This window comes from Acidithiobacillus sp. AMEEHan, from assembly GCF_030996345.1.
In the GTDB taxonomy this organism is placed as follows: domain Bacteria; phylum Pseudomonadota; class Gammaproteobacteria; order Acidithiobacillales; family Acidithiobacillaceae; genus Igneacidithiobacillus.
Genome location: NZ_CP118747.1, coordinates 2,230,828 through 2,257,064 on the forward strand (window position 1 = coordinate 2,230,828; position 26,237 = coordinate 2,257,064).

The 26,237-nt window shown below is 57.8% G+C and carries 29 protein-coding genes, 1 tRNA gene and 1 pseudogene; 15 read left to right on the top strand and 16 right to left on the bottom strand.

The window, feature by feature from the left end:
• Genes iscA through ORD17_RS11395 form a run of 6 tightly spaced genes read right to left on the bottom strand, consistent with a single transcriptional unit; the run spans nt 1 to nt 4,088 of the window.
• Nucleotides 1–324 (bottom strand): iron-sulfur cluster assembly protein IscA, encoded by a 324-nt coding sequence (iscA, locus tag ORD17_RS11370; RefSeq protein ID WP_308388616.1) that lies wholly within the window; start codon nt 322–324, stop codon nt 1–3.
• 9 nt (nt 325–333) lie between these two features.
• The gene (gene iscU / locus ORD17_RS11375) at nt 334–735 is read right to left on the bottom strand and encodes a Fe-S cluster assembly scaffold IscU (RefSeq protein WP_308388617.1); all 402 of its coding nucleotides are present in this window, start codon (nt 733–735) and stop codon (nt 334–336) included.
• A gap of 24 nt (nt 736–759) precedes the next feature.
• Complete coding sequence (locus ORD17_RS11380) at nt 760–2,013, bottom strand: IscS subfamily cysteine desulfurase (RefSeq protein WP_308390096.1); 1,254 nt, start codon at nt 2,011–2,013, stop codon at nt 760–762.
• A gap of 2 nt (nt 2,014–2,015) precedes the next feature.
• Entirely contained in the window at nt 2,016–2,513 is a 498-nt protein-coding gene (locus ORD17_RS11385; protein WP_308388618.1) for an Rrf2 family transcriptional regulator, read from the bottom strand.
• A 52-nt stretch (nt 2,514–2,565) separates the two neighbouring features.
• On the bottom strand, nt 2,566–3,306 hold the full coding sequence (gene cysE / locus ORD17_RS11390; protein ID WP_308388619.1) for a serine O-acetyltransferase: 741 nt from the start codon (nt 3,304–3,306) through the stop codon (nt 2,566–2,568).
• Complete coding sequence (locus tag ORD17_RS11395) at nt 3,306–4,088, bottom strand: RNA methyltransferase (RefSeq protein WP_308388620.1); 783 nt, start codon at nt 4,086–4,088, stop codon at nt 3,306–3,308. Before ORD17_RS11395 ends, cysE begins: the two co-directional genes overlap by 1 nt.
• A gap of 25 nt (nt 4,089–4,113) precedes the next feature.
• Between ORD17_RS11395 and ORD17_RS11400 the strand changes: the two genes are divergently transcribed.
• Nucleotides 4,114–4,905 carry an inositol monophosphatase family protein gene (locus ORD17_RS11400; RefSeq protein ID WP_308388621.1) on the top strand — a complete coding sequence of 264 codons (792 nt, stop codon included), beginning with the start codon at nt 4,114–4,116 and terminating at the stop codon, nt 4,903–4,905.
• 3 nt (nt 4,906–4,908) lie between these two features.
• Here the strand turns inward: ORD17_RS11400 and ORD17_RS11405 are convergent, their stop codons facing one another.
• Nucleotides 4,909–5,775 (bottom strand): ATP-binding protein, encoded by an 867-nt coding sequence (locus ORD17_RS11405; RefSeq protein ID WP_308388622.1) that lies wholly within the window; start codon nt 5,773–5,775, stop codon nt 4,909–4,911.
• Nucleotides 5,776–5,838: 63 nt separating this feature from the next.
• Between ORD17_RS11405 and ORD17_RS11410 the strand changes: the two genes are divergently transcribed.
• The 4 genes from ORD17_RS11410 to argA are packed head-to-tail and all read left to right on the top strand — an operon-like array spanning nt 5,839 to nt 8,371.
• Nucleotides 5,839–6,396, top strand: coding sequence for a septation protein A (locus tag ORD17_RS11410; protein WP_308388623.1), 558 nt, complete (start codon nt 5,839–5,841; stop codon nt 6,394–6,396).
• 43 nt (nt 6,397–6,439) lie between these two features.
• Nucleotides 6,440–6,736 (top strand): YciI family protein, encoded by a 297-nt coding sequence (locus ORD17_RS11415; protein ID WP_308388624.1) that lies wholly within the window; start codon nt 6,440–6,442, stop codon nt 6,734–6,736.
• On the top strand, nt 6,736–7,047 hold the full coding sequence (locus tag ORD17_RS11420; protein ID WP_308388625.1) for a BolA family protein: 312 nt from the start codon (nt 6,736–6,738) through the stop codon (nt 7,045–7,047). Before ORD17_RS11415 ends, ORD17_RS11420 begins: the two co-directional genes overlap by 1 nt.
• Nucleotides 7,048–7,057: 10 nt before the next feature.
• A complete protein-coding gene (gene argA / locus ORD17_RS11425; protein ID WP_308388626.1) occupies nt 7,058–8,371 on the top strand; it encodes an amino-acid N-acetyltransferase in 1,314 nt (437 codons plus the stop codon).
• 51 nt (nt 8,372–8,422) lie between these two features.
• Here the strand turns inward: argA and ORD17_RS11430 are convergent, their stop codons facing one another.
• The 8 genes from ORD17_RS11430 to ORD17_RS11465 all read right to left on the bottom strand — a co-directional run bounded on the left by ORD17_RS11430 (nt 8,423) and on the right by ORD17_RS11465 (nt 16,077).
• Nucleotides 8,423–9,349, bottom strand: a complete 927-nt coding sequence (locus ORD17_RS11430; RefSeq protein WP_308388627.1) for an NYN domain-containing protein — start codon at nt 9,347–9,349, stop codon at nt 8,423–8,425.
• Nucleotide 9,350: 1 nt separating this feature from the next.
• On the bottom strand, nt 9,351–11,027 hold the full coding sequence (gene ilvD / locus ORD17_RS11435) for a dihydroxy-acid dehydratase (protein ID WP_308388628.1): 1,677 nt from the start codon (nt 11,025–11,027) through the stop codon (nt 9,351–9,353).
• Between the two features lie 108 nt (nt 11,028–11,135).
• Nucleotides 11,136–12,194: an AI-2E family transporter gene (locus tag ORD17_RS11440; RefSeq protein WP_308388629.1), complete on the bottom strand. Its 1,059-nt coding sequence runs from the start codon at nt 12,192–12,194 to the stop codon at nt 11,136–11,138.
• Nucleotides 12,195–12,198: 4 nt separating this feature from the next.
• A complete protein-coding gene (locus ORD17_RS11445; RefSeq protein WP_308388630.1) occupies nt 12,199–13,422 on the bottom strand; it encodes a malic enzyme-like NAD(P)-binding protein in 1,224 nt (407 codons plus the stop codon).
• A gap of 9 nt (nt 13,423–13,431) precedes the next feature.
• Nucleotides 13,432–13,632 (bottom strand): 50S ribosomal protein L31, encoded by a 201-nt coding sequence (rpmE, locus tag ORD17_RS11450; protein WP_308388631.1) that lies wholly within the window; start codon nt 13,630–13,632, stop codon nt 13,432–13,434.
• 68 nt (nt 13,633–13,700) lie between these two features.
• Complete coding sequence (gene rho / locus ORD17_RS11455) at nt 13,701–14,981, bottom strand: transcription termination factor Rho (protein WP_308390097.1); 1,281 nt, start codon at nt 14,979–14,981, stop codon at nt 13,701–13,703.
• An 86-nt stretch (nt 14,982–15,067) separates the two neighbouring features.
• On the bottom strand, nt 15,068–15,394 hold the full coding sequence (gene trxA, locus ORD17_RS11460) for a thioredoxin TrxA (protein WP_308388632.1): 327 nt from the start codon (nt 15,392–15,394) through the stop codon (nt 15,068–15,070).
• A 608-nt stretch (nt 15,395–16,002) separates the two neighbouring features.
• Nucleotides 16,003–16,077 (bottom strand) — tRNA-Val (locus tag ORD17_RS11465).
• Between the two features lie 319 nt (nt 16,078–16,396).
• On the opposite strand from ORD17_RS11465, the pseudogene ORD17_RS11470 reads away from it, so the two are divergent.
• The 5 genes and pseudogenes from ORD17_RS11470 to ORD17_RS11490 all read left to right on the top strand — a co-directional run.
• A pseudogene (locus ORD17_RS11470) lies at nt 16,397–16,990 on the top strand (POTRA domain-containing protein); the annotation flags it as partial.
• Between the two features lie 608 nt (nt 16,991–17,598).
• Nucleotides 17,599–18,024 carry a BamA/TamA family outer membrane protein gene (locus ORD17_RS11475; protein WP_308388633.1) on the top strand — a complete coding sequence of 142 codons (426 nt, stop codon included), beginning with the start codon at nt 17,599–17,601 and terminating at the stop codon, nt 18,022–18,024.
• A 644-nt stretch (nt 18,025–18,668) separates the two neighbouring features.
• A complete protein-coding gene (locus ORD17_RS11480; protein WP_308388634.1) occupies nt 18,669–21,584 on the top strand; it encodes a translocation/assembly module TamB domain-containing protein in 2,916 nt (971 codons plus the stop codon).
• Nucleotides 21,585–21,591: 7 nt separating this feature from the next.
• A complete protein-coding gene (gene thiO / locus ORD17_RS11485; protein WP_308388635.1) occupies nt 21,592–22,692 on the top strand; it encodes a glycine oxidase ThiO in 1,101 nt (366 codons plus the stop codon).
• A gap of 54 nt (nt 22,693–22,746) precedes the next feature.
• A complete protein-coding gene (locus ORD17_RS11490) occupies nt 22,747–23,181 on the top strand; it encodes a Fur family transcriptional regulator (protein WP_308388636.1) in 435 nt (144 codons plus the stop codon).
• 103 nt (nt 23,182–23,284) lie between these two features.
• Here the strand turns inward: ORD17_RS11490 and ORD17_RS11495 are convergent, their stop codons facing one another.
• Nucleotides 23,285–23,452 carry a hypothetical protein gene (locus ORD17_RS11495; RefSeq protein ID WP_308388637.1) on the bottom strand — a complete coding sequence of 56 codons (168 nt, stop codon included), beginning with the start codon at nt 23,450–23,452 and terminating at the stop codon, nt 23,285–23,287.
• Between the two features lie 495 nt (nt 23,453–23,947).
• On the opposite strand from ORD17_RS11495, the gene ORD17_RS11500 reads away from it, so the two are divergent.
• Genes ORD17_RS11500 through ORD17_RS11520 form a run of 5 tightly spaced genes read left to right on the top strand, consistent with a single transcriptional unit; the run spans nt 23,948 to nt 26,147 of the window.
• Entirely contained in the window at nt 23,948–25,156 is a 1,209-nt protein-coding gene (locus ORD17_RS11500) for a tyrosine-type recombinase/integrase (RefSeq protein ID WP_308388638.1), read from the top strand.
• Nucleotides 25,149–25,403, top strand: a complete 255-nt coding sequence (locus ORD17_RS11505) for a DUF4258 domain-containing protein (RefSeq protein WP_308388639.1) — start codon at nt 25,149–25,151, stop codon at nt 25,401–25,403. The genes ORD17_RS11500 and ORD17_RS11505 overlap by 8 nt, the downstream gene beginning before the upstream one ends.
• Nucleotides 25,400–25,588, top strand: a complete 189-nt coding sequence (locus ORD17_RS11510) for a DUF2283 domain-containing protein (protein WP_308388640.1) — start codon at nt 25,400–25,402, stop codon at nt 25,586–25,588. The genes ORD17_RS11505 and ORD17_RS11510 overlap by 4 nt, the downstream gene beginning before the upstream one ends.
• Entirely contained in the window at nt 25,561–25,848 is a 288-nt protein-coding gene (locus ORD17_RS11515) for a DUF2442 domain-containing protein (RefSeq protein WP_308388641.1), read from the top strand. Before ORD17_RS11510 ends, ORD17_RS11515 begins: the two co-directional genes overlap by 28 nt.
• Nucleotides 25,845–26,147 (top strand): DUF2442 domain-containing protein, encoded by a 303-nt coding sequence (locus ORD17_RS11520; RefSeq protein WP_308388642.1) that lies wholly within the window; start codon nt 25,845–25,847, stop codon nt 26,145–26,147. Before ORD17_RS11515 ends, ORD17_RS11520 begins: the two co-directional genes overlap by 4 nt.
• Nucleotides 26,148–26,237 lie beyond the last annotated feature (90 nt).

A 26,237-nucleotide genomic window follows, 5' to 3' on the forward strand; every position in this document is an offset into this window, starting at 1 on the left:
TCAGACCGTAAAACTCTCACCGCAACCGCAGGTGTCCTTGACGTTGGGGTTGTTGAAGCGGAACCCCTCGTTCAGGCCCTCACGGGTGAAATCCAGCTCAGTGCCGTCCAGATATAGCATGCTCTTGGGATCGACGAAGATCTTGACGTCGTCCTGCGCGCAGACGATATCGTCCGGCTGCGGCTGATCGACAAATTCCATCACGTAGGACAAGCCGGAACAGCCACTGGTCTTCACGCCGATGCGAATTCCCTGTCCTTTGCCGCGCTTTTCAATGCTCTTGCGCACCTGCCGCGCCGCGGCAGACGTCATCGTAAGTGCCATCGCTCTGCCTTAGTGGGTTTCGCCGGAGGCAGCGCCGGACTTCTTGCGATAGTCCTCGATCGCCGCCTTGATGGCATCCTCGGCCAACACGGAACAGTGGATTTTCACCGGTGGCAGCTCGAGCTCCTCGGCGATCTGGCTATTTTTGATGGTCATCGCTTCCTCCAGCGTCTTGCCCTTCACCCACTCGGTGACCAGGGAACTGGAGGCAATGGCAGAGCCACAACCGTAGGTCTTGAACTTGGCGTCTTCAATGATGCCTTGCTCGTTCACCTTGATCTGCAGGCGCATGACGTCGCCGCAAGCCGGCGCGCCGACCATACCGGTACCCACTCCCGCTTCTTCCTTGGTAAAACCGCCCACATTGCGGGGATTTTCGTAATGATCAATTACCTTTTCGCTGTATGCCATGATTTGTCTCCCGTTTTCTCCGAATCAATGTGCCGCCCACTGCACGGAATTCAGGTCGATGCCTTCCAGGTGCATCTCCCACAAAGGCGAAAGCTCCCGCAATTTGCCGACCTTCGCTGCCACCAGATCAATAGTTTCGTCAATCTCTTCTTCGGTGGTGTAGCGGCCGATACCGAAGCGGATGGAACTATGCGCTAGCTCGTCGGACTTGCCCAAGGCGCGCAGTACATAGGAGGGCTCCAGACTGGCCGAGGTACAGGCAGAGCCGCTCGACACCGCAATGCCCTTGAGTGCCATGATCAACGATTCCCCCTCGACAAAGGCGAAACTCAAATTGAGATTGTGCGGCACGCGATGTTCCATATCGCCATTGATGTACACTTCGTCAACCCGACTCAAGATGCCCTCAAGCAGACGGTCACGAAGCTGGCGAATGCGCCGGCCGTCACTTTCCATGCTCTGCACAGCAAGTTCCGCTGCCGCGCCCATGCCAACGATCTGGTGCGTCGGTAAGGTGCCTGAACGCATGCCGCGTTCATGACCGCCACCATGAATCTGCGCCTCGATACGCACCCGCGGCTTGCGGCGCACATAGAGGGCACCAATACCCTTGGGACCATAAATCTTGTGGCCAGAGAGGCTCATCAGGTCGGCCTGGATGGCCTCGACGTCAACCGGCACCTTACCCAGGGCCTGCACCGCATCGACGTGAAAGAGAACTTTGTGCTCGCGCAGGATCTTGCCGAGCTCTTCCATCGGCTGGATGACACCGATCTCGTTGTTGACGAAGAGCACCGAAGCCAGCACCGTATCAGGCCGCAGGGCGGCACGGAAGGCATCGAGATCGACCAAGCCGTTTTCCTGCACGTCAAGGTACGTGACCTCGAAGCCCTCGCGTTCCAACTGGCGGCAGGTATCGAGGGTGGCCTTGTGTTCCGTACGCAAGGTGATTAGGTGCTTGCCCTTGCCAGAGTAGAAGTGCGCCGCACCTTTGATGGCCAGGTTGCTGGCCTCGGTAGCCCCAGAGGTCCACACGATTTCCTTGGGGTCGGCATGAATGGCCGCTGCCACCTGGGCGCGCGCCTTCTCTACCGCCTCCTCCGCAGACCAGCCATAACTATGGGAGCGGCTGGCAGGATTGCCAAAATTCTGGGTCAGGTAGGGCAACATCGCTTCCACGACCAATGGATCGACCGGAGTCGTTGCCTGGTAATCCAGATAAATCGGACGCTCTCGAACCGCTTGGCCACGTACCGCGTCTGCCTGCACTGCACTCATATTCACCTCACTTCCCCATGGGCTGGACGCTGCTCGCGCCCGCGCTCCGTCATTCGTATCGGTAAAGAACCTTGCTGCTGCGCCTTTTGGCGTTGTTCACGAACCAGTTGCGCCAAGGTGATGCCACTCAGGAAACGGCTGATCTGCTCCCCCAGTGCTTCCCAGAGATCGTGCGTCAGACACTGCTGACCTTCGCCTTTGCAACAATGCACCGGGTCGCCGCCGCACTGCGTGGTGTTGATGGATTCGTTCACCGCGCGAATGATCTCGTCCACCGGCACATCTGCGCCCCCCGCACCCAGACGATAGCCACCGCCCGGTCCGCGCACACTCTCGACCAACCCCTGTTTGCGTAACCGCCCAAAAAGCTGCTCCAAGTAGGCAACAGAGATCTGCTGACGCCGAGAAATGTCGGCCACGGTCACCACCTCGTCCTCGGCATGCAATGCAAGGTCGAGCATGGCGGTTACTGCGTAGCGACCTTTGGTCGTCAACTTCATCTCGGTAATCCCTCCTGGTTGGAAAGGTATCCTACTATCCCTACTGAATTAGTCAACTATTCTGCGCAGGGGTTCCCTCGCCTAGCGTCTCCAAGGGACAGTCTGGGCTTTCTTCAATCTGAATATCGTTTGCCTCAGGCCGCAACGCTGCCAGCTGGGCGCGCAGCTCGGCCAGCTCTTTATCCTGGTGCTGCATATGTTCGAGCATGCACTCCACTGCCCGCGCCACTGGATCGGGCATCTGCCCCGTCAGACCATAGGCCTCAAAGTGACGACCGTCGGCATCACTCTTGTTCACAACGCGACCAGGGATGCCGACCACCGTCGCTCCTTCCGGTACGTCTTTCACCACCACGGCATTGGAACCGATACGGGCGTTGTCGCCCACCCGAATGGGGCCGAGCACCTTGGCGCCGGCGCCAACAATGACACCTCTACCCAGGGTAGGATGGCGTTTGCCTGGCTGCCACGAGGTGCCTCCCAGGGTGACTCCGTGATAGAGCGTGCAGTCATCGCCAATCTCTGCCGTTTCACCAATGACCACGCCCATGCCATGATCGATGAAGAAGCGGGCACCGATCTGCGCGCCCGGGTGAATCTCGATGCCAGTCGCCCAACGAGCGATACTCGACAAAATCCGCGCGACCAGGCGCCAGCGATGATCCCAGGCCCAATGCGCCATGCGGTAGAGCAGCAGTGCATGTACCCCAGGGTAGGTGAGCAGCAGTTCAAAGCGGTTACGTGCTGCGGGATCGCGGGCGAAGATAGAGTCGAGATCATCACGCAGAGACATCAATGCTCCTCGGGTGCGGTGCGCGTTGCCCAGCGCGAGATTTCCGTGAGGATACCGCGCAGAATATCAACTTCATTGCGGCTTGGATGGGCACGATCGAAAAGGCGTCGCAGGCGCCGCATCATGTGTTCTTCGCGTGGTGCCTGCAGAAACCCAGAGGCCAGCAACACCGTCTGCAACTGGCCATAAAATCCTTCGCGATCGGTGGCACTGGCTTCCTGCTCAGGCAATCCGTCGGATAGCAGAAACGATGACCGGCTGGCCATTTGCAGCTCATAGGCGATGATCTGTACTGCTTGCGCCAGATTGAGCGAGTGGTAGAGATCGCCAGTGGGGATCTGGATCAGGGTCTGGCAAAGATCCAGCTCGGCATTGCTCAGACCGCTACTCTCACGGCCAAAGAGTAGGGCCACCGGCGCCTGCGCCGCTTGCGCCACCATCGCCGCCGCCGCTTGCCGGGCGTCGAGCTGCGGCCACTGGATGTGGCGATCGCGTGCCGTGGTACCGTAGACGCGCTGACAGTCGCCAATGGCATCCTGCAGGTCCTCGTGCACTTGGGCACCGAGTAGAACATCCTCGGCGCCCGAGGCCAGGGCCGTGGCGTCGGGGTGGGGAAACTGGCGGGGCCGCACCAACGCCAAGTGGGTGAGTCCCATGACCTTCATGGCCCGCGCCGTTGAGCCAATATTACCCGGGTGGCTGGGCTCTACCAGTACCACACGGATCTGCGGCAGCACGGCTGCACCGTGCAGGGTGCCATGCTTTTCTCTATACTGGTCCATATTTGAATCCCGAGCCAAGGTTGTCATGCAACATCCCATTCTTGTAACCGCGATCCGCGCCGCCCGCAAGGCTGGCGACATCATCAGCCGCAGTATCGACCGCGTCAACGAGGTGCGCGTCGCCAACAAGGGTCCGCACGATTTTGTGACGGAAATCGACCAACGGGCCGAGGCCGCCATCGTCGAGATCATTCAACGTGCCTATCCCGAGCATGGCATCCTCGCCGAGGAAGGTACGCGTGTCGAGGCCGAGGAATACGAGTGGATCATCGATCCCCTCGACGGCACTACCAATTTCATTCATGCCGTACCGAGTCTCGCTGTCTCGATTGGCGTGCGGCGTCATGGCCGGATGGAACACGCCGTGGTCTATGACCCCCTGCGCAATGAACTGTTTACCGCCAGTCGTGGCGGTGGCGCCCACCTCAATGACCGGCGCCTGCGTGTCAGCCAGCGCAAGGAACTCGATGACAGTCTGATTGCCACGGGATTCCCTTTCCGAGATTTCAGCTATCTCGACCACTATCTTTCCATTTTCAAAAATCTGCTGCAGCGGACCGCGGGTCTACGTCGCGCCGGATCGGCCGCTCTCGACCTCGCCTATGTTGCCGCCGGTCGCTACGACGGCTTCTGGGAGTTCCATCTGAAACCCTGGGATATTGCCGCTGGTACCTTGCTGATTCAGGAAGCTGGTGGTTTGGCCACTGACTTTCACGGCGAACAGAACTTTTTCGAGTCTGGAAACATCGTCGGCGGCAACCTGCGCATTCACGCACTGCTGCTGCAACAGATCCAGAAAGAATTGCCCGCCGCTTAAATTTCAGGCCAGATCTTGCAGGCCACGACTGCCCACCCAATGGCGGGCGAAATGCTGTGCTACCCGACCGCTACGCGAGCCACGCTGCAGGGCCCAGCGCAGGGCCTCTTCGCGCCATTCGTCTTCGCTGTCGGCATTGTTGAGCAACCGCAGGTGCTGGCGGACAATGGCGAGGTATTGGTTTTGGTCGAAGGGATAGAAGCCAAGCCAAAGGCCGAAGCGCTCTGAGAGGCTGATCTTTTCCTCCGCCGTCTCCCCAGCGATGATCTCTTCGCCGTGGCGATGATACTCCTCGTTGTCGGAAAAATGCCTGGGCAAGAGGTGGCGACGGTTGCTCGTGGCGTAGAGCAAAACATTGCGCGGACGCGCCTCGACGCCGCCATCCAACAGGGATTTCAGGGAACGGTAGGCGGGATCGTCGGAGCCGAAGGAGAGATCATCACAAAAGAGCAGGAAACGGTACTTCTCATCCGGATCTGCTTCGGCGATGGCAGCGAGGATCTGCGGCAGATCCAGAATGGCCTGACTGTCGATCTCCACTAGGCGCAGGCCCTGGTCCGCATAGGCGTGCAGCAAGGCCTTGACCAACGAGGATTTGCCGGTGCCGCGACCACCCCAAAGCAGCGCATCATTGGCCGGCAGGCGGGCAACAAACTGGCGGGTGTTGGTCTCGATGGTCCTTTTGATGTCCTCAATCCCCAGGAGGCTATCGAGACATGGCAAGTCCAGCCGCTCCAGGCCCTCCAGATGTCCAGCCAAGCGCTGACGACGCCAACGCGCGGCCAGATGTCGCCCAAAGTCCGGAAACTCCCTCTTTTGCTGCTGCCCGAGGGCGCGCAGCAACGGCTCCAACCACTCTTCCTGTTCCACTAGGCAAACTCTCCCGCAGATCGTTACACTGGCAGCCTTCACCCTACCCGTTTTGGTCCGTTCATGAAACTGTTGATCGATTTTCTTCCGGTGATCCTGTTCTTCGTCGCCTACAAGATTCACGGCATCTATTTTGCCACCAAGGTACTCATCGTCGCCTCGGTACTGCTCATGCTCTGGCAATGGCGGAGCCAGGGTCGAATAGAAAGCATGACCTGGATCTCGACACTGCTCATCCTGATCTTTGGCGGTCTGACGATCTATTTCCATAATGCCACCTTCATCAAGTGGAAGCCGAGCATTCTGTATTTTTTCTTCGCCGTTGCCCTGCTCTGGACCCATTGGCACGAGACGCCGCTCCTACAACGTCTGATGGGAGCCCAGCTCCCGGTCAGCTTGCCGAACCGTTTTTGGCGTCGACTGAACCGCTATTGGATCCTCTTTTTTCTCGTCCTTGCTGGCCTCAATCTGCTCATTGCCTACACTTTCCCGACGGCAATCTGGGTGGATTTCAAGCTATTTGGCCTCTTGCTTCTCACCGTGCTCTTCGTCATCTATCAGGCCATCCTCATCAGCCGCGCCCTCCCCCCCGATGCTTTGCACGATAAGGATTCGCGGTAAGCCGGACTATGCTAGACTGGGCCATTCTAACGGGAGAACAGGTATGTATTACTGCATCATCGGCATCGATAACCCCAATTCTCTGGCATTGCGCAAACAAGTGCGAACCGAGCATCTTGCCCGTCTGCATCAGTTGCAATCCGAGGGACGCCTGCTGAGCGCCGGTCCATTCCCGGCCATCGATAGCGAGGAGCCCGGCGAGGCCGGCTTTACCGGTAGCCTGATCATCGCCCGTTTCGATTCCCTCAGCGATGCCCAACACTGGGCCGCTGCGGAACCCTATCTCAGTCATGGCGTCTATGCCGACGTGAGCGTACGTCCCTACAAGGCGGTGTTTTGATGAACAAGGAAGTAATCGAAAATGCCATACGCAGCGCCCTGCAGCCGCAGGAGCTGGATATCCGCGACCGTAGCGAAGCGCACGCCGGACATGCCGGTGCCACCAGTGACGGTGGTCACTACGAGCTGCGCATCGTCAGTGACAAATTCGACGGCCTGAACCCCCTCGCCCGGCATCGTCTGGTCTACGCCGCCGTCGATGGTATTGGCGAAAGCATTCACGCCTTTGCCCTGCAGACCCTGACGCCCGAGGAAGCCGAGGCGCGTGCCCAGAAACGGTCACCGCGACGCACGATTTCCCTGCACTCCTGAACCCTTGGCGATGGCAAAAAGCAGTTTCGTTCGCCATTTCCGCGAGTCCTCACCCTATATTCATCGCTTTCGCGGGCAGACCTTCGTCATCAACTTCGGCGGAGATGTCCTCGCCGACGGACATTTCTGGAACATCGCCCAAGACATTGCCCTGCTCAACAGTCTGGGTATCAATGTCGTCCTGGTGCATGGCGCGGGGCCACAGATCGATGCGGCGCTGGAGCGTGACGGACTGGGCTCGGAGCGCGTCGAGGGGCGGCGTATCACCACCGAAGCCATCATGGAGCGGTTGATCCCGGCGGTCGGCGGCGTGCGTCTGCAGGTCGAGGCCATACTTTCCGAGGGACGTCTCGATTCCCCCATGGCACATGCCGGCCTGCAGATCAGCGGCGGCAATTTTATCATTGCCCAGCCCATCGGCATTCTCAGCGGGGTCGATTATCAGCACACCGGCGAAGTTCGGCGTGTTGCCGTCGAGGCCATCAATCGCCACCTCGCCGATGACGAAGTGGTATTACTCTCGCCCATCGGTGTTTCTCCCACCGGTACTCTGTTCAACATCCGCGCAGAAGACATTGCCGTGGCCGCAGCAATCGATCTCAAGGCGGCAAAACTGATCTTCTATGCCGATTTCCCCGGCGTACTCGACGGTTCGGGAGAGTTGTTACGGCAGATTGTGCTCTCGGAGATTCCCGCCTTGCTGCAGGGCGAACTGCCAGAGGCCATCCGCGAGCACCTGTTGAGTGCGGAGAAGGTCTGCCGCGCGGGTGTCGAGCGCGTCCACATCATTCCGCGAACAGAGGATGGTGCCCTGCTGCGTGAGCTCTTCACCCGGGATGGCCTGGGTACCATGATCTCCCGCGATCCCTTCGAGCACCTGCGCCCGGCAAGCCGCTCCGATATCCCCGGCATCATGTCCCTGATCCGTCCGCTGGAAGACAGTGGTGTTCTGGTACGTCGTGGACGTGAGCGCCTGGAGCGCGAAGTAGAGCGTTTCACGGTCATGGAACGCGACGGCAAGGTCATCGGCTGCGTGGCGCTCTATCCCTACCCGGAACACGGGATGGCAGAGATCGCCTGCCTGGCGGTGGATGAACAATACCGGGAAGAAGGCCGCGGCGAACAGCTGCTCGATTACGGGATTGCCGAAGCAAAAAAACTGGGCTTGAGCGAAGTCTTTGTACTCAGCACGCAAAGCAGCCACTGGTTTTTGGAACGCGCCTTTCGCCGTGGCAACCTCAAAGAACTACCGGTACCCAAGCAGGCACTCTATAACTGGCAGCGGCGCAGCGGGATCTTCCTGCGCCGGCTGCGCGAGGCGTGACGCAGACGGACTACTCTTCCGCCTGCTCCACGATCATCTCCGCCTGCGCATCTACCGACGACGGGGTGCTACCTGCAGGTGCCGGTAGGACTTCCAACTCCCGGGGTCCGAAGGCATGGCGGCGCTGTACTTGCCATCATAGCGATACACTACCGAGCAGCGCTTGGCTACAAAACCGCCACGTTCCATTTCGCTGGGCTCCAAATCGAATTCCAGGACGATGTCGCGGCTGGGCAGATCGCCCACATCCAGCTCGCGCGGCAGATCGGAAATATGCACAAAAGCGGAACTGTAGGGCGAGTCTTCCTGGCGGGTATCCGTCACCCAGAGATGGCTGCTGAGCTCCCGTTGAAAACGAATGAAGCCAAAACCCCGCTCCGCCTCCCAGCGACTGCAGATACCTCGTACCCGCGAGCCGAACTCGCCCCACGCCACCTTACCATCGCCCCGCGCCGGCAGTAAGCCGGGAATGAGATAACCGGAATAGAAGGCATCGGCCTCGTGTTGCAAGTTTAGGGAAACATTGCGAAAGCCGAGAACTTCTACCCGACATCCGCGATTTTGCAGCGCACGCACCACCTGCAGAAAATCACCATCGCCGGTTACCAACAACACCTGATCGAGACGTTCCGACTGCAGCATGACATCGACGGCCAGATCCAGATCGGCATTGGCCTTGGCTACTGCGTTGCCTTCGTCATCGGTAAACCAGCGTACCGGCTTTTCGATGATCTTCCAGCCCAGATCCCGTACTGCCTGCTGATAGGCGCGAATGCGATCGCGATATTCGCTATCCACGCGGACACGCTGCCCATCGACGGCCATATAGGTGTTGAGACGGATGAGCTGCCCCGCCATGCGCCCATCGCCACGCGCGGCGAAGCGGCGCAGCACGTCGTAACGCATGGCATAGCCGCCGTTGTAGCGCACATTTTCGGCATCGACATACACGCCGACGCGTAAAGCTGCTGCAGTCAAATCAAGACTCCAGGATGGCGCCCATGGCGGCATTGGTCACCAGCTTGCGATAGCGGCGCAACCACGGCGACTTGAGGGGCTTTTCTAGCGGCACCCAGCTTTCCCGGCGCTTTTCCAGTTCGGCATCGCTGAGCTGCACGTGCAAGCTCCCGGCATCCAGGTCGAGTTCGATGATATCCCCATCCCGTAGCAGGCCAATGGGGCCACCCTCGGCAGCCTCCGGCGAGATATGGCCAATGCAGGCCCCCCGGGTGGCGCCGCTGAAGCGGCCATCGGTGATGAGCGCAACACTCTCTCCCAGACCCATGCCCATGATATTGGCCGTGGGCGTAAGCATTTCCGGCATCCCGGGGCCACCCTTCGGTCCCTCATAGCGAATTACCACTACTTGGCCTGGCTGCACTTCGCCGGCCAGGATCCCTTCTGCCGCTGTTTCCATGCTCTCGAAGATTTTTGCCGGCCCGGAAAATTTACGCATTGCCGGGATCACCGCGCCAATCTTGACGATTCCGCCCTGCGGCGCCAGGTTGCCGAAGACCGCCCGCAAGCCCCCGGTAGGCGAGATCGGCTCGGTGGCCAGATGAATGATCTTGCTGTCGCGCACCTGGGCACTCTCGACAATCTCCCGCAGACTCTTGCCGCTCACCGTGGGCTTGTCGAGATGCAATACCTCTGCATTACGTTTGTGTACTTCGTGCAGGATGGCCGGAATACCGCCAGCGCGACCAATGTCTTCGATATGCACACTGGAAAGCGCCGGCGATACTTTGGCCAAGTAGGCCACCTTCTGCGCCAATTCGTTGACCCGCGCCAGGGGGTAATCGATACCCGACTCCCGGGCGATGGCGAGGGTATGCAGCACCGTGTTGGTGGAGCCGCCCATGGCCATGTCCAGAATGAAGGCATTGTCGATGGCCTCGAAATCAACCAACTGCCGCATGGTCGGCCCACCGGCGGCCACCAGGGCCATCACCCGCGCCGCCGCCTCGCGCACCAGATCGCGTCGCTCGCTGGCCGTCGCCAGAACGGTGCCATTACCGGGCAAGGCGATACCCAACACCTCCATCAGACAATTCATGCTATTGGCGGTAAACATACCCGAGCAGGAACCACAGGTCGGGCAAGCCTTATCCTCGATCTCCTTCAGGCGCTGCTCGGTAATTTGGCCTCGCTTGAATTGTCCAACCGCCTCAAACGCCGTTACCAGATCGATGGGCGTCCCATCCTCCAGCTTGCCGGCCTCCATCGGTCCGCCGGAGACGAAGACCGTGGGAATGTCGCAGCGCAACGCACCCATGATCATACCAGGTACGATCTTGTCGCAATTGGGAATACAGACCAGTCCGTCGAGATGATGCGCCTGCACCACGGTTTCAATGGAATCAGCGATCAGTTCGCGACTCGGTAGCGAATAGCGCATTCCATCGTGCCCCATGATGATGCCGTCATCCACGCCAATGGTATTGAACTCGAAAGGGATTCCCCCGGCGGCACGGATCGCCTCCTTGACGATCCTGCCAAATTCCTGCAGGTGTACATGCCCCGGGATGATGTCGATATAAGAATTGGCGACGCCGATGAAGGGTTTATTCATATCGGCATCGGTAACTCCACAGGCTTTAAGCAAAGCGCGGTGAGGGGCCCGTTCAAAGCCCTTTTTGATTGTATCGGATCGCATCGGTCACCTCGAAAAATAGGGCCCCGTAGAGCCTTGCTGTGTTGATTGGAGCAGTATAGAACCCCAGGCAGGAAAGACCAAGGCAGATCCGGTAAAAGAAAGCATAGATCAGGAGCCGGAAGCCACGGTCCGCAAGCTCTGCACGTAGCGCTGCCAGAGATTCAGGACCACGGCCAGCAACACGGGCCCGAGAAAAATCCCCAAAAAGCCAAAGGCGATGATCCCCCCCAGTACCCCAAACATCACCAGCAGGAAGGGTAGATGCACGGCGGCGGAAATCACCCAGGGCCGGATCAGATTATCTACCCAGCTGACCACCAAAGCGCCCCACAAAAAGAGCCCGACACCCGCGTAGTAATGTCCCTGCCAGAGCAACCAGAGGCTCGCCGCGCCCCAGACTAGTGGTGTGCCAAAGGGAATCAAGGAAAAGACCATCGTGAGAAAGGTCAGCAGCACCGGCGCCGCTATCCCACTCACCCAGTATCCCAGACCTGCCAGCAGGCCCTGGGCGATGGCAGTGGCGAAGATGCCGTACACCACCGCGCGCAGGGTGTTGCCCACCGTCTGTAGATACTGCGGGAACTGCGCACCCAAAAGACTGGCGAAGACATCCCGGCCTTGGCGCAGAAAGTCCTCACCATGGCGGTAGAAGACCAGGCTGCTGACCCAGATCAACCCCAGGGTACCGAGTGCTTTGCCGAGCCCTCCTGCGAAGACCCCTACCCGCGCTGCCCAGGCGTTTAGATCCGGGCTCAACGCGCCGGCGTGAAGGCTGGCTCGCCAGGCGAGGGGAATGGCATCCCAGATCTTTGCAAACCAGAGGCTCTTTTGTACCTGTGCCAAGGGGTGCCAGTGGGCGTCGGCCGTGCTCCAGCTTCGTAGCAGGCTCTGCAGTTCATGAAAAAGATGAAAGCTGAGGAAGAGAAACGGGAGCAGAAACACCAGCGAAAAAAAGAACGTCATCAGAACGGCGGTGGGCCAGGGCGGTAAATGTCGACCCAGCCAGCGCCGCAAGGGCCAAGTGACATAGACGATGATCGAGGTCCAGGCGAGCACGCCAAAGAAGGGTGCCATGATCCGCCACACGAGGAAGGCAAAGACTGCCAGCAAAAACCCAACGGATGCGATACGCAGCAGATCGCGAACCCCAAGATCCGCGAGGCGCACAGGGTTACCTGCGCGCGACGCCGCTATCCCGCGCCGCCTGCGCCACCGCACCGGCGACAATGCTACGTAGGCGCGGATCAAGCGGTTTGGGAATGATATAGTCTGGTCCGAAGTGGAGACTGTTCAAGGGTAGTCCATAGGCCGCATACAGCTCTTCCGGCACCTCGCTGCGTGCCAGGGAGGCCAGGGCCTCCACCGCTGCGGCGAGCATCTCGGCATTGATTGCCCGGGCGCGCACGTCCAAAGCCCCCCGGAAGAGAAACGGGAAACCCAGAGCATTGTTGACTTGGTTGGGTAGGTCCGAGCGCCCAGTGGCGATGATGGCATCCGGACGTAGCTCGCGTGCACGCCACGGGTCTACTTCGGGATCGGGGTTCGCCAAGGCGAAAATCACCGGGCGCGGGGCCAGGCTGGCAAGCAACTCCAGAGGGATGGCACCTTTCACGGAGACGCCGATGAGCACATCCGCATCCCGGATCATCTCTTCCAGTGTCCAACCGTCGGGTGCCGAAGCGTGGGGCCGATGCCACTCGCTCAAGTCCTGCCGCCCCTGGTGCAACACCCCATGCACGTCGCTCAGATAGCAGTGTTGGGCACCCAGCTTTTTCAGGATGCTGGCAATGGCGAGGCCCGCCGCACCGGCGCCGACGATGGCGATTTTCGCTCTGGCGAGGTCTTTTTTCTGGAGTTCGAGGGCGTTGCGCAAGGCCGCCGCCACAATAACCGCAGTGCCGTGCTGATCGTCATGGAATACCGGAATATCGAGGCGCTCTTGCAAGGCACGCTCGACGAGGAAGCAATCTGGTGCCGCGATGTCTTCCAGATTGATGCCACCAAAACCGGGAGCGATAGCGGCAATCACGTCGATTAGATGTTCGGCATCGCGCGCTTCCACCTCGATATCAAAGGCATCGATATCAGCAAACCGTTTGAACAGCACCGCCTTGCCTTCCATCACCGGCTTGCCGGCGAGGGGGCCGACTTTGCCCAGACCAAGCACTGCCGTACCATTGCTGATGACCGCGACCAAATTCCCCTTCGCCGTGTAGTCGTATGCCTTCTCCGCATCCGCAGCGATCTCGCGTACCGGCTCGGCAACGCCAGGCGTGTAGGCCAAGGTCAGATCTGCCTGCGTGGCGCAGGGCTTGGACGGGACGACGCTAACCTTCCCCGCCGGCGCTGCGGCGTGGTAGGCCAGGGCGCGATCCCGCAGGCTCTCGCTGGCCATGGAGAAAGCTTACTTACCGTAACGCTTGCGAAACTTCTCGACCTGCCCCGCCGCAGCAACGGCACGTTGCTTGCCGGTGTAGAATGGATGACATTCAGAGCACAGGTCGATGTGCAGGTCGCGCGCGGCCGTGGAGCGCGTCTTGAAGGTATTCCCGCAACTGCAGGTTACGGTGACTTCCTCATATTTCGGCTGAATTTCGAGATTCATGGTAAACACTCTGGTTTTTCAGAAAGTGGCGGATTATAAGCAGAGACGCGTTGGGGGTCCAGCACCGATCAGCGGTTCATGGAATCGAAAAACTCGGCGTTGGTCTTGGTCGCTCGCACCTTGTCCAGCAGGAACTCCATCGATTCCATGGGATCCATGGGTGCCAGCAGCTTGCGCAGCACCCAGATCTTGTTGAGAAGCTCCTGCGGAATGAGCAGTTCTTCGCGGCGAGTACCGGATTTGTTCAGATTGATGGCCGGATAGACGCGTTTCTCGGCCAGGCGACGATCCAAGTGTACTTCCATATTGCCGGTGCCCTTGAACTCCTCGAAGATCACTTCGTCCATCTTCGAACCCGTCTCCACCAGCGAGGTGGCGATGATGGTCAGGCTACCGCCTTCTTCGATGTTGCGCGCGGCACCAAAAAAGCGCTTCGGCTTTTGTAGGGCGTTGGCATCCACACCACCGGTAAGCACCTTACCCGAAGATGGCACTACAGTATTATAGGCGCGCGCCAAGCGGGTAATGGAATCGAGCAGAATGACCACGTCATGCTTGTGTTCCACCAGACGCTTAGCCTTTTCCAAGACGATCTCTGCGACCTGCACATGGCGGGTGGCGGGTTCATCGAAGGTCGAGGACACCACCTCACCCTTCACGGATCGCTGCATCTCCGTCACCTCTTCCGGGCGCTCATCGATCAAAAGTACGATCAGGTAGCATTCCGGATGGTTGCTGGTGATGGCATGAGCAATTTGCTGTAGCAGGACCGTTTTACCGGTCTTGGGCGGCGCTACGATGAGACCGCGCTGACCCTTGCCGATCGGAGAGATCAAATCGATGATGCGTGCCGACGGCTCACCGTAGACCATATGGTCCGACTCAAGGCGCAGGGCTTCTTCTGGAAACAATGGCGTCAGATCATCAAAATTGACCTTGTTGCGGGTTGCCTCCGGCCCCTCGAAGTTGATGCTTTCCACTTTGAGCAGGGCAAAGTAGCGCTCCCCCTCCTTGGGCGGGCGAATCTGCCCGGAGACCGTGTCTCCAGTCTGCAGGTTGAAACGCCGGATCTGCGAAGGCGAGACATAGATATCGTCGGGACCCGCCATGTACGAACCCGATGCCGCCCGCAAAAAGCCAAAGCCATCCTGCAGGATTTCCAGCACTCCATCGCCATAAATGGCATCGCCATTGCGCGCATGGGCCTTGAGGATATTGAAGATCAGTTCTTGTTTCTTTTGCCTTGCCGCGCCATCGATTCCTAGATCCTGGCACAGGAGCGCCAGCTCGGTGGCCGATTTTCGCTTCAGTTCGCTGAGATTGACCGAGGGAGCTCCAGGAGCTGGGATGAAAGACTCTTCCTCTTCCAGGAGAAGGTCTTCATTGGGAAAAGATTTTGGGGAGCGTTGCGGCTTGCGGCGGGGTCTTGGAGCATTCAAAGCTGACTATCCAGGAAGGCGGTGAGCTGCGCTTTGCTGAGTGCGCCCACTTTGCTGGCCTCGAGTTTTCCGCCCTTGAACAGTAGCAGGGTGGGAATGCCGCGAATACCATATTGGGGTGGAGTGGCGGGATTCTCATCAATGTTGAATTTGACCACTTTCATGCGATCGGAGTATTCCCCGGCAACGTCCTCAAGAACCGGGGCGATCATCTTGCAAGGTCCGCACCATTCCGCCCAAAAATCAACCAAAACAGGCTTGTCGGACTGCAAAACTTCGGCGTCGAAGGTTTCATCAGATACATGGGAAATTACGTCACTCATTGGGAGAGAGCTCCTCTGCATGGAATACAGATCAGGAATTATGCCTTGGGATCAGAGATAAGAGACTTGCACAGTATTGATGTTCGATGAGCCTATACCGCTTGTGCGGCTTGATCAAGACTTCTACATCCTCCAAACATCGAACAGGGCGTTATCTTGGCTCCCTGTCGCGCAGAAAAACGAGTGTGACACAGACACGTAGGTATCATAGCGATTGCAGCGCACGAGTCAAATAGTCCGAAATCCCGCGCGCGGCCTTGGTTTGCGCCCCCCTGGTGGGGTTGCCCTCTGCGCATGGAGGGGATGCTAGACCAATACCGGCCTGACATTGGCTGGATCAGACCAGCTTTCCTGTCCGGTCTCGACGTGACCAGCCGGTCCCCGGTGCCGATGCTTCCACGATCTCCAGCATTCCTGCGCATCCACGCTGCCGACTTCGGGAGCGGATGCGCCGACTATCAGTCGCATCCTCAGACATGCCAACAGGCGAATGGCAGAACGCCATGCGCGTCCGCGCATCGAGGCGCGCGCTCCCGAATCAATCTTTGCCGAAATTACACCGAGGCAAGGGGATAAACGGAAGGATACAATCCAACTTGCTGATTTTTTGGTGGGCGGTACAAGGTTCGAACTTGTGGCCCCTGCCGTGTGAAGGCAGTGCTCTACCGCTGAGCTAACCGCCCAACTCATTAAGAGCTGGCGATGATAGGGGATTCGACGGGCGAAATCAAGCAGTATGCAGCGCCCTACCCGACCATCGAGTGGGCTGCGTGACAGAGTTTGGCAAGTCCTGTGCTACACTCGAAGGCACAGATGGAGGGAGATGGGGAGAGGGTGAGGCAGCTTCCGCATAGGCGCACGCAACCAAGGCGCGGCATATGGGTCGCATGGGTTCTCGTGCCGTTGTTCGCGGCCTTGGCGACGGTCGCCCATGCCAACAACCAGATTTCTTTTCAAATCAAGGGGGCACCCGAGCAGCTCACGGCGAAGTTGAAGGATGCAATGCCAAGCCTTCCCTATGACGGCAAAGAAAGTCGTCTGCATGAGCTCATTCTGTCCTCCAATCTGCGTTTGCGCGACGCGTTGCAGGCATACGGCTACTATCATGCCACTTGGCAGAGCAAAATCCTGCCCCAGAAAAATGGAGATGCCGTTGTCCAGTATGATGTCGTGCTTGGACAACCCATTCGTGTAAGAAACACAGATGTGCGCATCCTTGGCGCGATCAATGAGACCCCTAACCTGCGTCGAGGAATAAAACCTTTTCCTCTCATCAACGGTAACATTCTCGATCAGGTCAGCTACGAAAGCTGGAAGGATCAAAGCCTCTCATTTTTGGAGTCGAGAGGGTACATCAGGGCTCACTATCAGCGTCATGAAATCCTCATCGACAAGAAATATGATTGGGCCGAAATCTATCTTTGGCTCAATAGTGGCGAACGTTTTCGCGTGGGTGCCGTCCGCATTGTGGGTGCCGAGCGGTATCCACGTTGGTTTATCCAACGTTACTTGACTTTCAAGCCTGGCGACTGGTATTCGCCCAGCGCTCTGTCCATTACCGAGAACAACCTGCACGATGCCAATCGCTTTGAGGATATACAGGTGATTGGAGACACTGCCCATCCTGTCGACAACGCAGTACCAGTGACGGTCAAGCTCGCCAGTCTGCCAGAACAACATTTGAAAGCAGGTGTCGGTTACAGTACGAATATAGGCCTGAATGGCGTGCTCGATTACGATAACTACAACATGTTCCAACGTGCGCAGCACTTGCATGTTGCAGTACAGGCAGCACAGCGGTCACGGAACATTGGTGCAAGCTATACCTGGCCGATTGGTTCTGCCCTCGGCTCGGAATATATTGCCAATACTGCCTTTCAGAATGAAACCTATCAGATCTGGTCAGCCAACGAGCTCAGCGCGGCTATCGGTCGCCGTTGGGCACTTGCCGATAACGCCAGGAAAAATGTCAATGCCACCATACAGGCGATGTTCAATCTGGAGCAGGCATCGTATACCGTATCTGGGATTAGTGATAGTTCGTTTTATCTTTTTCCCTCAGTGACCTATCGTGTGCAGAATTATCGCAATATCCTGCGACCGGTGTCTGGCTTCTATGTGCAGGCAACCGCAGAAGGGGCGAGCAAAGTCTGGGGTAGCACCAGCAATTTCCTGCGCTTGCGGGTGTGGGGGGATGGGATCAGATGCTTTCTCGTGACTGGGGGATCGGCGCGCGAGCAAACCTGGGGGCGCTGTGGCTGCACGGACCAATTCGCAATTTGCCACCCGATCTGCGCTTTTTTGGCGGTGGACAAAACAGCCTTCCCGGATATGCTTACGAATCGCAAGGACCGACGGACGCCCAGGGAGCCGTGGTTGGTGGTCGCCTCTTGGCGGTAGCAGGGATTCATATCGACCGCTTTATTACCCACGACTGGGCAGTTGGCGCGTTTTACGATGCTGGCAACGCCTTCGATAGCTTTTCCTCGTTTCACGTCTTGCAGGATATCGGAATCGGGACGCGTTGGTATTCTCCCGTGGGGCCCATAATTCTCGATCTTGCACACCCCCTCATCGCGCCACGCGCCCCAGCCGTCCGCGTGGCACTCTCGGTAGGATTCAATTTCTGATGCGTTGGCGGACAGTCTTGTTTCGCGCATTTTTATCTGGGTTATTATTGCCTATAGTCACTATTTTCGTGCTTTTCACCTGGATATTCCTGACCAGCGCTGGGGCCAACTGGATGTTATCCATGATTCCTGGCCTGCATTACCAGAGCCTTCACGGGAGCCTAGCGCATGGTCTGCGTTTGCAAGATGTGTCGTATGTGAAGCGCAATACAAATATTAATGCGCGAGACTTTTCCTGGAAGTTTTATCCCACTGCCTTATTATGGGGAAAGATCAAATTCTCATCGGTTGCCATCACCGATGCAATCATTCGTTTGCCTGCGGCCAAACCGAGCACCTCTGCCCTGACACTAGCAATGCCAAAATTGCCGGGCTGGGCGGACATCTTTAGTTTATCCATTTCTCCCGTACAAATTAATCAACTCAGAATCTACCAAAATGATAAGAAAACGTTTTCTTTGGGGCGGGCGGAATGTGAAAGGATTGCCTGGAACAGAGGCAGCTTAGATATACAAAACCTGTTAGGTCAAGGGTCTTTCGGCAAGTTGCAGCTTACGGGCAGCGCCGACATCGACCAACGAAACGTCAGGCTCGTCGCTGACTGGCAGTCAGCGAGGGCGAAACCTACCTCCGTCGGTGTACAAGTGGACTGGCATGGTCTACCCCAGGGCGGCTATGGCGGTCCGATCGCGCTCACCTTGCAACAAGGGAATTTCAGTGGAACGCTTCAGGGAAGTGCGGTGGTAGCGCCGTACGCTATAGAGCTGACGCATGCGCAGCTGCGTAGCGCGAGGCTGGCCAGGCCGATGCAGATCGCGTTTTCTGTGCATCTGCCCAAAGTGCTGCACGGCGACTATGCGACGGAGGGAAAATTGTCGGATATGGCCTGGGTCGGGATGCCCGAAGCACTGGGGAAAAGCGGCATCCAGGCCGACTGGCACGCGTCGGGAACGGATTCCCGCTACCAGGGTAGCCTGACCTTGGAGTCTGGCGAAAATAGATTACACGCCGATGTTGCAGGACTGCAGAAATCCATGACACTGCTACTCAGGGGCAATCTTTTGGGCGGCCAGCTTCTGCGTTCCAAGGTAGAGGCTAGCTTCGGAAGCACGGAGTCCGTGCAAGGCACCCTGGCCCTCCGGAGGATTCCTCTGCAGGCGGTTTTCAAGCGGGTTCCGGGCCACCTTTCTGCAGACATCACCCTGCGTGCAGCGGCGTCCTCGCCCGTTTGGACCGGGAATATCCGCTGGAATCTTTTGCCGAGCCAGATTTACCAAGAGCCGCTGAACGGCTCGGGAGAGCTGCAATTTTCGGGAAATACCTGGGATCTGAAGCAGGCGGTCTTGACTGGCCCCGGGCTACGGCTGGCAGCAGAGGGTAGTCTTGCGCAGCGGCTCACCATTGACGCACAAGTCGACCATTGGTCGGGCATATTGCCGACAGCCAGTGGTATGACCAAACTCCATGGCTGGATCGCCCAACGTGAGCAGAAATGGCAGGGGGAACTGCATCTTCAGGGAAAGCAACTACGATATCAAAAAGTTGCGCTGGCACGGCTAAATCTGGATGGCTCTCTGGGCGCAGGGGATAAGCTTCAGGCGGCGCTTCAGGCGACTGGAATAACGCTGAACGGACAGAAAGTAAATATGCGCAGCAACGTCTCTGGCTCTCTGCAGGAGGCGAATGTTCAACTTTCGCTGCAGGACGATCAGCGTAGCTTGGATCTGGGAGGCACGTTGCAGCATGCTGTCGCTTGGAAGTTCGATCTGGCGGAATTACGGTTTCAAGATCCCAGACTCGGGAGATGGTCCTTGGTTCAGCCGGCCGTCCTGCAATGGAGTCAAGGCAATATCAGCATCGCCACGTTGCGCATTGATGGAGCGAATGGTGCCAGCATACGTGTTGCCGGCAACTATACGATCGGATCGTCCCAAGGGAATATCGATGCGGAAGCCACGGCACTGCCGCTCGATTTCTGGGACAAAGCGCTGGATAGCGGCATTCGTGGTCGCTGGAACGCACAGATTCAGGGTCGTTGCGCTGGGACATGCCAAATACGCGCCGACTGGGGCGTGAGAGACACGGTATTGCATTGGGTGGCCGGAGATACGAGTCATCACGTTGCGATAACGCAATTTTCTGGAAATCTGCACTGGCAGAAAGACGGGCTGCACGTTCAGAGCAATCTGCGTTTGGCAGATCAGTTGGGGACCTTCCAACTGGATGCAAACAGCCCAGCCGTGCTGCAACTTCCCTGGAAAGCACCCACGCAGCAGCCGTTACACGCTACAGTCACGGGCCATGTTCCAGGTCTGCTTCTTTCGCAGTTGCCGACTGGGAATATCGATGTCGACCCGAAAGGGGATATCACGATCAATCTGCGTGCAGCGGGAACGTGGGGGAAACCCCTCTGGCAAGGCCAGGCAAACGCCTCTGGCCTGGGGTGTTATATTCCCGAGGCAGGACTGCATCTTGAGGATATCGCCGCCCAGCTCACCGGTAGCGGTGATCATTTGCTTTTAAAGAATCTCACCGTGCACTCCGGCTCGGGCACTCTGCACGGTAGCGGAGAGGTCGTGTTCTCCAAGGATTTACCCTATCAAATCCATATCACCGGAAATAACTTCCTTGCGCTCAATTTGCCGCAGGTACAAGCGGCTATTGATCCTGACATCGACATTCATCACGGGCAAGGAAAATTGACGATCAACGGAAAAGTGGAAACGACACGGTTGCGGATTTTGGGAACCGATTTTGGTGGACCCAAGCCCTCCAGTGATGTCGTATTCGTCCATGGAGCCCAACAGAGCAACACCCCATCCAATCTGGCTGTAGACGTTCGTATTGGGCTCGGGAAAAATGCCCGTGTGCTGATTGGCGGTCTGCATGCGGATCTGCGCGGAGATCTACAGTTACGTATGGTACCTCCCTCCACCACGCCATTGCTGCAAGGCAATCTGCAAATGGTCGATGGAAAATACGAGATCTATGGCAATTCCCTCACCTTTGAAAGAGGAAAAATTCTTTTCAACGGTCCGCCGCAGGCGGCGAGCCTCGACGTACTTGCGGTGCGTCGCATCAAAAACAGTGACAGTTTTGCAGTGAATAATGAGACGATCGTTGCAGGTGTTCGCGTCACCGGAAATCTCAGTCATCCGGTGGTATCTTTATACTCCAAACCGAGCATGGCACAAAACGATATCCTGTCTTACCTGGTACTTGGGACACCGAGTACCGGGCTGCAAAGTCAGGACGCCGTTCTCTCTGCTGCGGCTGGACAACTGTTTTCTGCTGGGCGTGCAGCCGTATTCGGTAATAGTCTCAGCAGCACTGGGTTCGATTTTGGCGTCAGTTCCAGTGGATCCGGCAGCGGACTGGCAGCCGATATGGTCACCCTGGGACACTATATTACCCCGAATTTATATTTCAGCGTCGGCCAATCTGTACTAGGTGATGGTACGGTTGCCCGTCTGCGATATCGAATTACCCGCAATATCGAAATTCAAACGGAAAGCGGCACCCAGGATGGGGCAAATATCTTTTATCGGATCGACTTCTGACACCAACATGCGACCTGCAGACATCCTGATCATTGGCGCCGGCGTCATCGGGCTCAGCGCTGCCTTGCGCTTGGCTCAGGCAGGCAGGAAAGTAACCGTCCTGGACCGCGGCAACCTTGGTGCCGAAGCCTCCTGGGCAGGCGGCGGCATCCTGAGCCCCTTACACGCATGGCGTTATCGCACGCCCCTTCTCCGGCTGGCAGACGAGGGCATGCGTCGTTATCAGGAATTCGCCAATGAAATTAAAGATGCCTCCGGCATTGATCCAGAGTGGCAAATGTCGGGAATGTGGATTCTCGATAGTAAGGAAGCCCCTCTGCCCAGCGATGTGCTAGCGTGGGGTGCGGCCTGGGGACGAGATTGGCAGTGGCACACGGCGACGCAGATGCAGCAGTTGGCGCCAATGCTGCGCGCGGATGCTGCACTGTTCTGCCCGGAAGTGGCACAAATACGGAATCCACGCCTACTTTCGGGACTCATCCGCTATGTAATGGCAGTAGGAGTACACACTCGGGACCATGCCGAAGTCACTGAGATTCGGAAAACTGGCGCGCATTGGGTGGTAACGGCTGATAATCTGCAGTTCCGGTCCGAGCGGATCATCATCAGCGCCGGTTCTTGGACCGGTAAAGTGCTCGCTGAACTGGGCATCTCGCTACCCGTCAGACCAGTACGCGGCCAAATGCTGCTACTGCAGGGTCAGGAAAATGCCTTGCCGCAGATTGTTTTGCAGGGCGGGCATTATCTGGTCCAGCGTCGCGATGGTCAGCTCTTGGTGGGCAGCACCAATGAGGAGGTCGGCTTTGATAAGTCATGCACCCCCGAGGCAACCCACGAGCTTTTGGCATTTGCGCATCGCGTGTTTCCCGCCAGCCGATCCTATCCGGTTACCCGCCAGTGGGCCGGCTTGCGTCCCGGGAGCCCGGACAATATTCCGTTCATCAGCAAGGTTCCGGGGCAGGACGGCATGTTCATCGCGAGCGGGCATTTTCGCTACGGACTGACCACTGCGCCGATTACTGCTGAGTTATTGGCCGACCTCGTCCTCGATAGAGCTCCGCGTCTCGACCTGGCACCCTATGCCCTTCCCTTCACAGTCAAAGAGTAATATATTGGAACGAGTAAAGATTTTTATCGGGGTAAAGACATGAGCAGGGGACCTATGAACAAACAGGAAGTGTTGGAAACCCTACGTGACGCGGGGGTGAATCCAACCAGTCAGCGGGTGGAGATCGGTTATATCCTGTTTGCTGAACACGCCCACCTCTCTGCCGAAGAGATCATGCAGCGCGTGAACGCGGATTATGCCGTCGTATCCAAAGCAACGGTCTACAATACCCTGGGTCTGTTTGCGCAACATGGGCTGGTTCGAGAGGTCATAGTGGAGCCCGGAAAGGTTTTCTACGACTCCAACGTAGCCCCGCACCATCATTTCTACTACGTTGACACCGGCGATCTTATGGATATCCCCGCCCAGCAACTGCGTCTTGCGCAACAACCTCAGCTACCGGAGGACACCGAGCTGGAGGAAGTCGACATCGTATTGCGCGTACGCAAGCGCAAACCGGATTCAGAAACGTCACGTCTGCAGCAGTGAGTCGGATGCATTCTTAGGTGGCTGTGTTGTTCGTGCATTTACGGTAACAGATTCCTGAGCGCGGCCCAGGAATCTGCTGAAAGAGCGAAGACCTTGCCACTCTCTACCTGCCCATCTGCGATACTTGGTCCCAGATTGCCAGCCGCTTTTTCTTCAGCTCTTCTAAAGTGATGCTGCCGGAAGCAATGTCATTAAGCTCGATGTGTTCAATCTCCAGGGTAATCGACTTGCATTCGTTGATTAGCTTCTCGAAGTGTGGTGAATTTTCCAAGAGAACTACCATTTATCCGTCAATTCTGGAAATTCCAAAAACAATTCCTGACGTTCCGTTCTCCTATCTCCTCCTGCGCCGCCCGAGCCAATTTTTGCTAGGGCCTGGATCACCACCATAACCCCCCGCTTTTCCTCTGACCTCAAGGCAATACGCAGAAAAGAAAGGCACTCAAGCGGTTGCCTAAGTGCCTGTTTCATTTGGCGCGCTCGGAGAGATTCGAACTCCCGACCTACTGATTCGTAGTCTTAAGGTATAGGCTTTATGGCACTTTGCGAAACTCACCGAACCTTGACGGAACAGTAACATAGCAAGATACTACCTAACCAGAAATCACCCTAAATACCGCAAAAAGGTTAGCCCAAGGTTAGCCCAGAACACGTGGGGTGAGAAGGCGAGAAGGTTTTCCGGGCTAACCAGGAAAAATGTTTTTGATCAATACGCTACGATTTTTGCTCGAGCAGATGACGGGTAATCAGTAGGTCAGGGGGCAACATGGCAACGAAGATCAACTTCACGAAGGACACAATCGCAAGACTGGAGCCAGTGCCTGGCAAGCGCACCACCGTCCACGATACCAAGCAACCGGGGCTGTGCATCCGTATCACCCAGACGGGAGCCAAGGCTTTCTACTGCGTTAAGAAGGTAGATGGCCGGGTGGAGTGGGTACGCATTGGAGACGCCGAAGCCGTCACCATCGAGAATGCCCGGAAACGTGCCGCCGAGATCATCAACGACATAGCCCGGGGGGTGAACCCGGCAGAGCAGAAGCGCGTCAAGAAAGCAGAGATGGCCTTCTCTGACCTGTTCGCCGCGTGGGTGAAGGACCGCACTGCCAAGGGCAAGCGAAGTCTCGGGAACGACGAGCGCAACTACCGCCTGCACCTACAAGGAATAGCGAAGAAGAAACTTTCAGACATCAAGCGTCAGGATATTCGCACCCTCCACCAAAGGATCGGTAGGGATAAAGGCATCTATCAAGCGAACCGCGTCCTGGCCCTAGTCCGTGCAGTGTTGAATTTTGGCATCAAGGAGCTTGACCTACCCATCGTAAACCCGGCGGCAGGCATCAAGCTCTTCAGCGAGGAGAGTCGTGACCGTCGCCTGCACCCGGAAGAGCTACCGCGATTCTTTGAGGCCCTGAGCGAAGAGCCGAACGAGGATATCCGGGACTATGTTGTGCTGTCTCTGCTAACCGGTGGACGCCGCAGTAACGTGCTGTCTATGCGTTGGGATGAAGTGAGCATGGATCGCGCTCTCTGGCGCATCCCAAGCGCCAAGGCCAAAGCTGGCGCTGTCATCGAGGTCCCGCTATCTGCTGGCGCTCTAGGCATCCTGCGACGCCGCAGAGAGACGAACGGCGGGCAAGGCTGGGTATTCCCAAGTACCGGCAAGACCGGGCACCTGGTCGAGCCAAAGGCGGCATGGGCGCGACTCCTCAAGAGGGCAGGGATCGAGGACCTACGCCTGCACGACCTGCGCCGATCCCTGGCGAGTTTCCAGATTGACGCCGGTGCATCCTTGGCCGTCATCGGCAAGGCCCTCGGGCATCAGTCCCAGGCAACGACCGCAATTTATGCGCGGCTGGCGCTGGACCCAGTGCGCGACGCAATGGAGAAGGGCGGGGCTGCAATCCTCGCCGCCGCTGGCGTGAAGGACGCCGCCGAGATCGTGCCTATGAAGAAGGCGAAGCGCAGTGCATAGCCGCCGATTTGGCCGCCCGGTGGTGTTGACCCATCACGCAAGGCAACGGATGCAGGAGCGCGAGGTATCCGCCGCCGAGGTGCTGGAGATCATCGAGGGCGGCACGGTGCGCCACAAAGACGAACGCCGCGCCTGGATATATCGGGAGTTCCCAGAGCGCCTGGACAATCTGCTATGCGTGGCGGTATTGCTCGACGACGCCATCATCATTAAGACTATCATGAACCATTGGGAGGTATCCCCATGAAATCCGACTACGACGCCAACGACGATATCCTGGTCCTGCACTTCACCGACAAGCCGGTAGCGCGTGAAGTATCCCAGGACTGGAACCTGCACATTTCCTACGCTGAGGACGGCAGCATCGTCGAGATTGTCATTCTCGACGCCAAAGCATCGGGAGCGTGGCCGATACCACAGCATGCGGCCTGATCCACATGTTGCATATCTCCGAAGCAAAAGCCCTTCCTGGTCATCGTCTGTATGTCCGTTTCAGCGACGGACACGAGGGAGAAGTAGACCTGTCGCGAGAGCTTACCGGGCCGGTATTTGCTCCCCTTGCCGATGATGAGCAGTTCAACCGCGTAGAGGTTCATGCCCTGTTCCATACGGTGACCTGGTCGAACGGGGCGGATTTAGCGCCCGAGTGCCTGCGGGAATTGCTGGATCGACAGCATGAGGCGGTGGCGTGAAAGTCAGAGAAGACAACACGCGGCACCACTTAGAGCGTGGTACAGGATTCGCCGATGAGCGCGTAGCAGACGTACAGATTACCGAGGACACCTTGACCGTACGCCTAATGGACGGGCGCAGCATATCCGTTCCCCTGGAATGGTACCCGCGACTGGCACACGCCAGCGCAGAGGCCCGCGCAGCCTGGGAGATTGCAGGTGGTGGATACGGTGTCCATTGGCCGGGGATCGATGAGGATTTGAGCACTGAGGGACTGCTGAGATGTGCGCCAGCGCCGCGAGGTGAGCAAGTAGCCTGACCAGTTTACGCCGTAACCTAGCCCAACGGGGCGAAGGACCGGGCACCCTTCCCGGTTGGTGGCGGCACCTATTCCGAAGGGAGCGCAGAT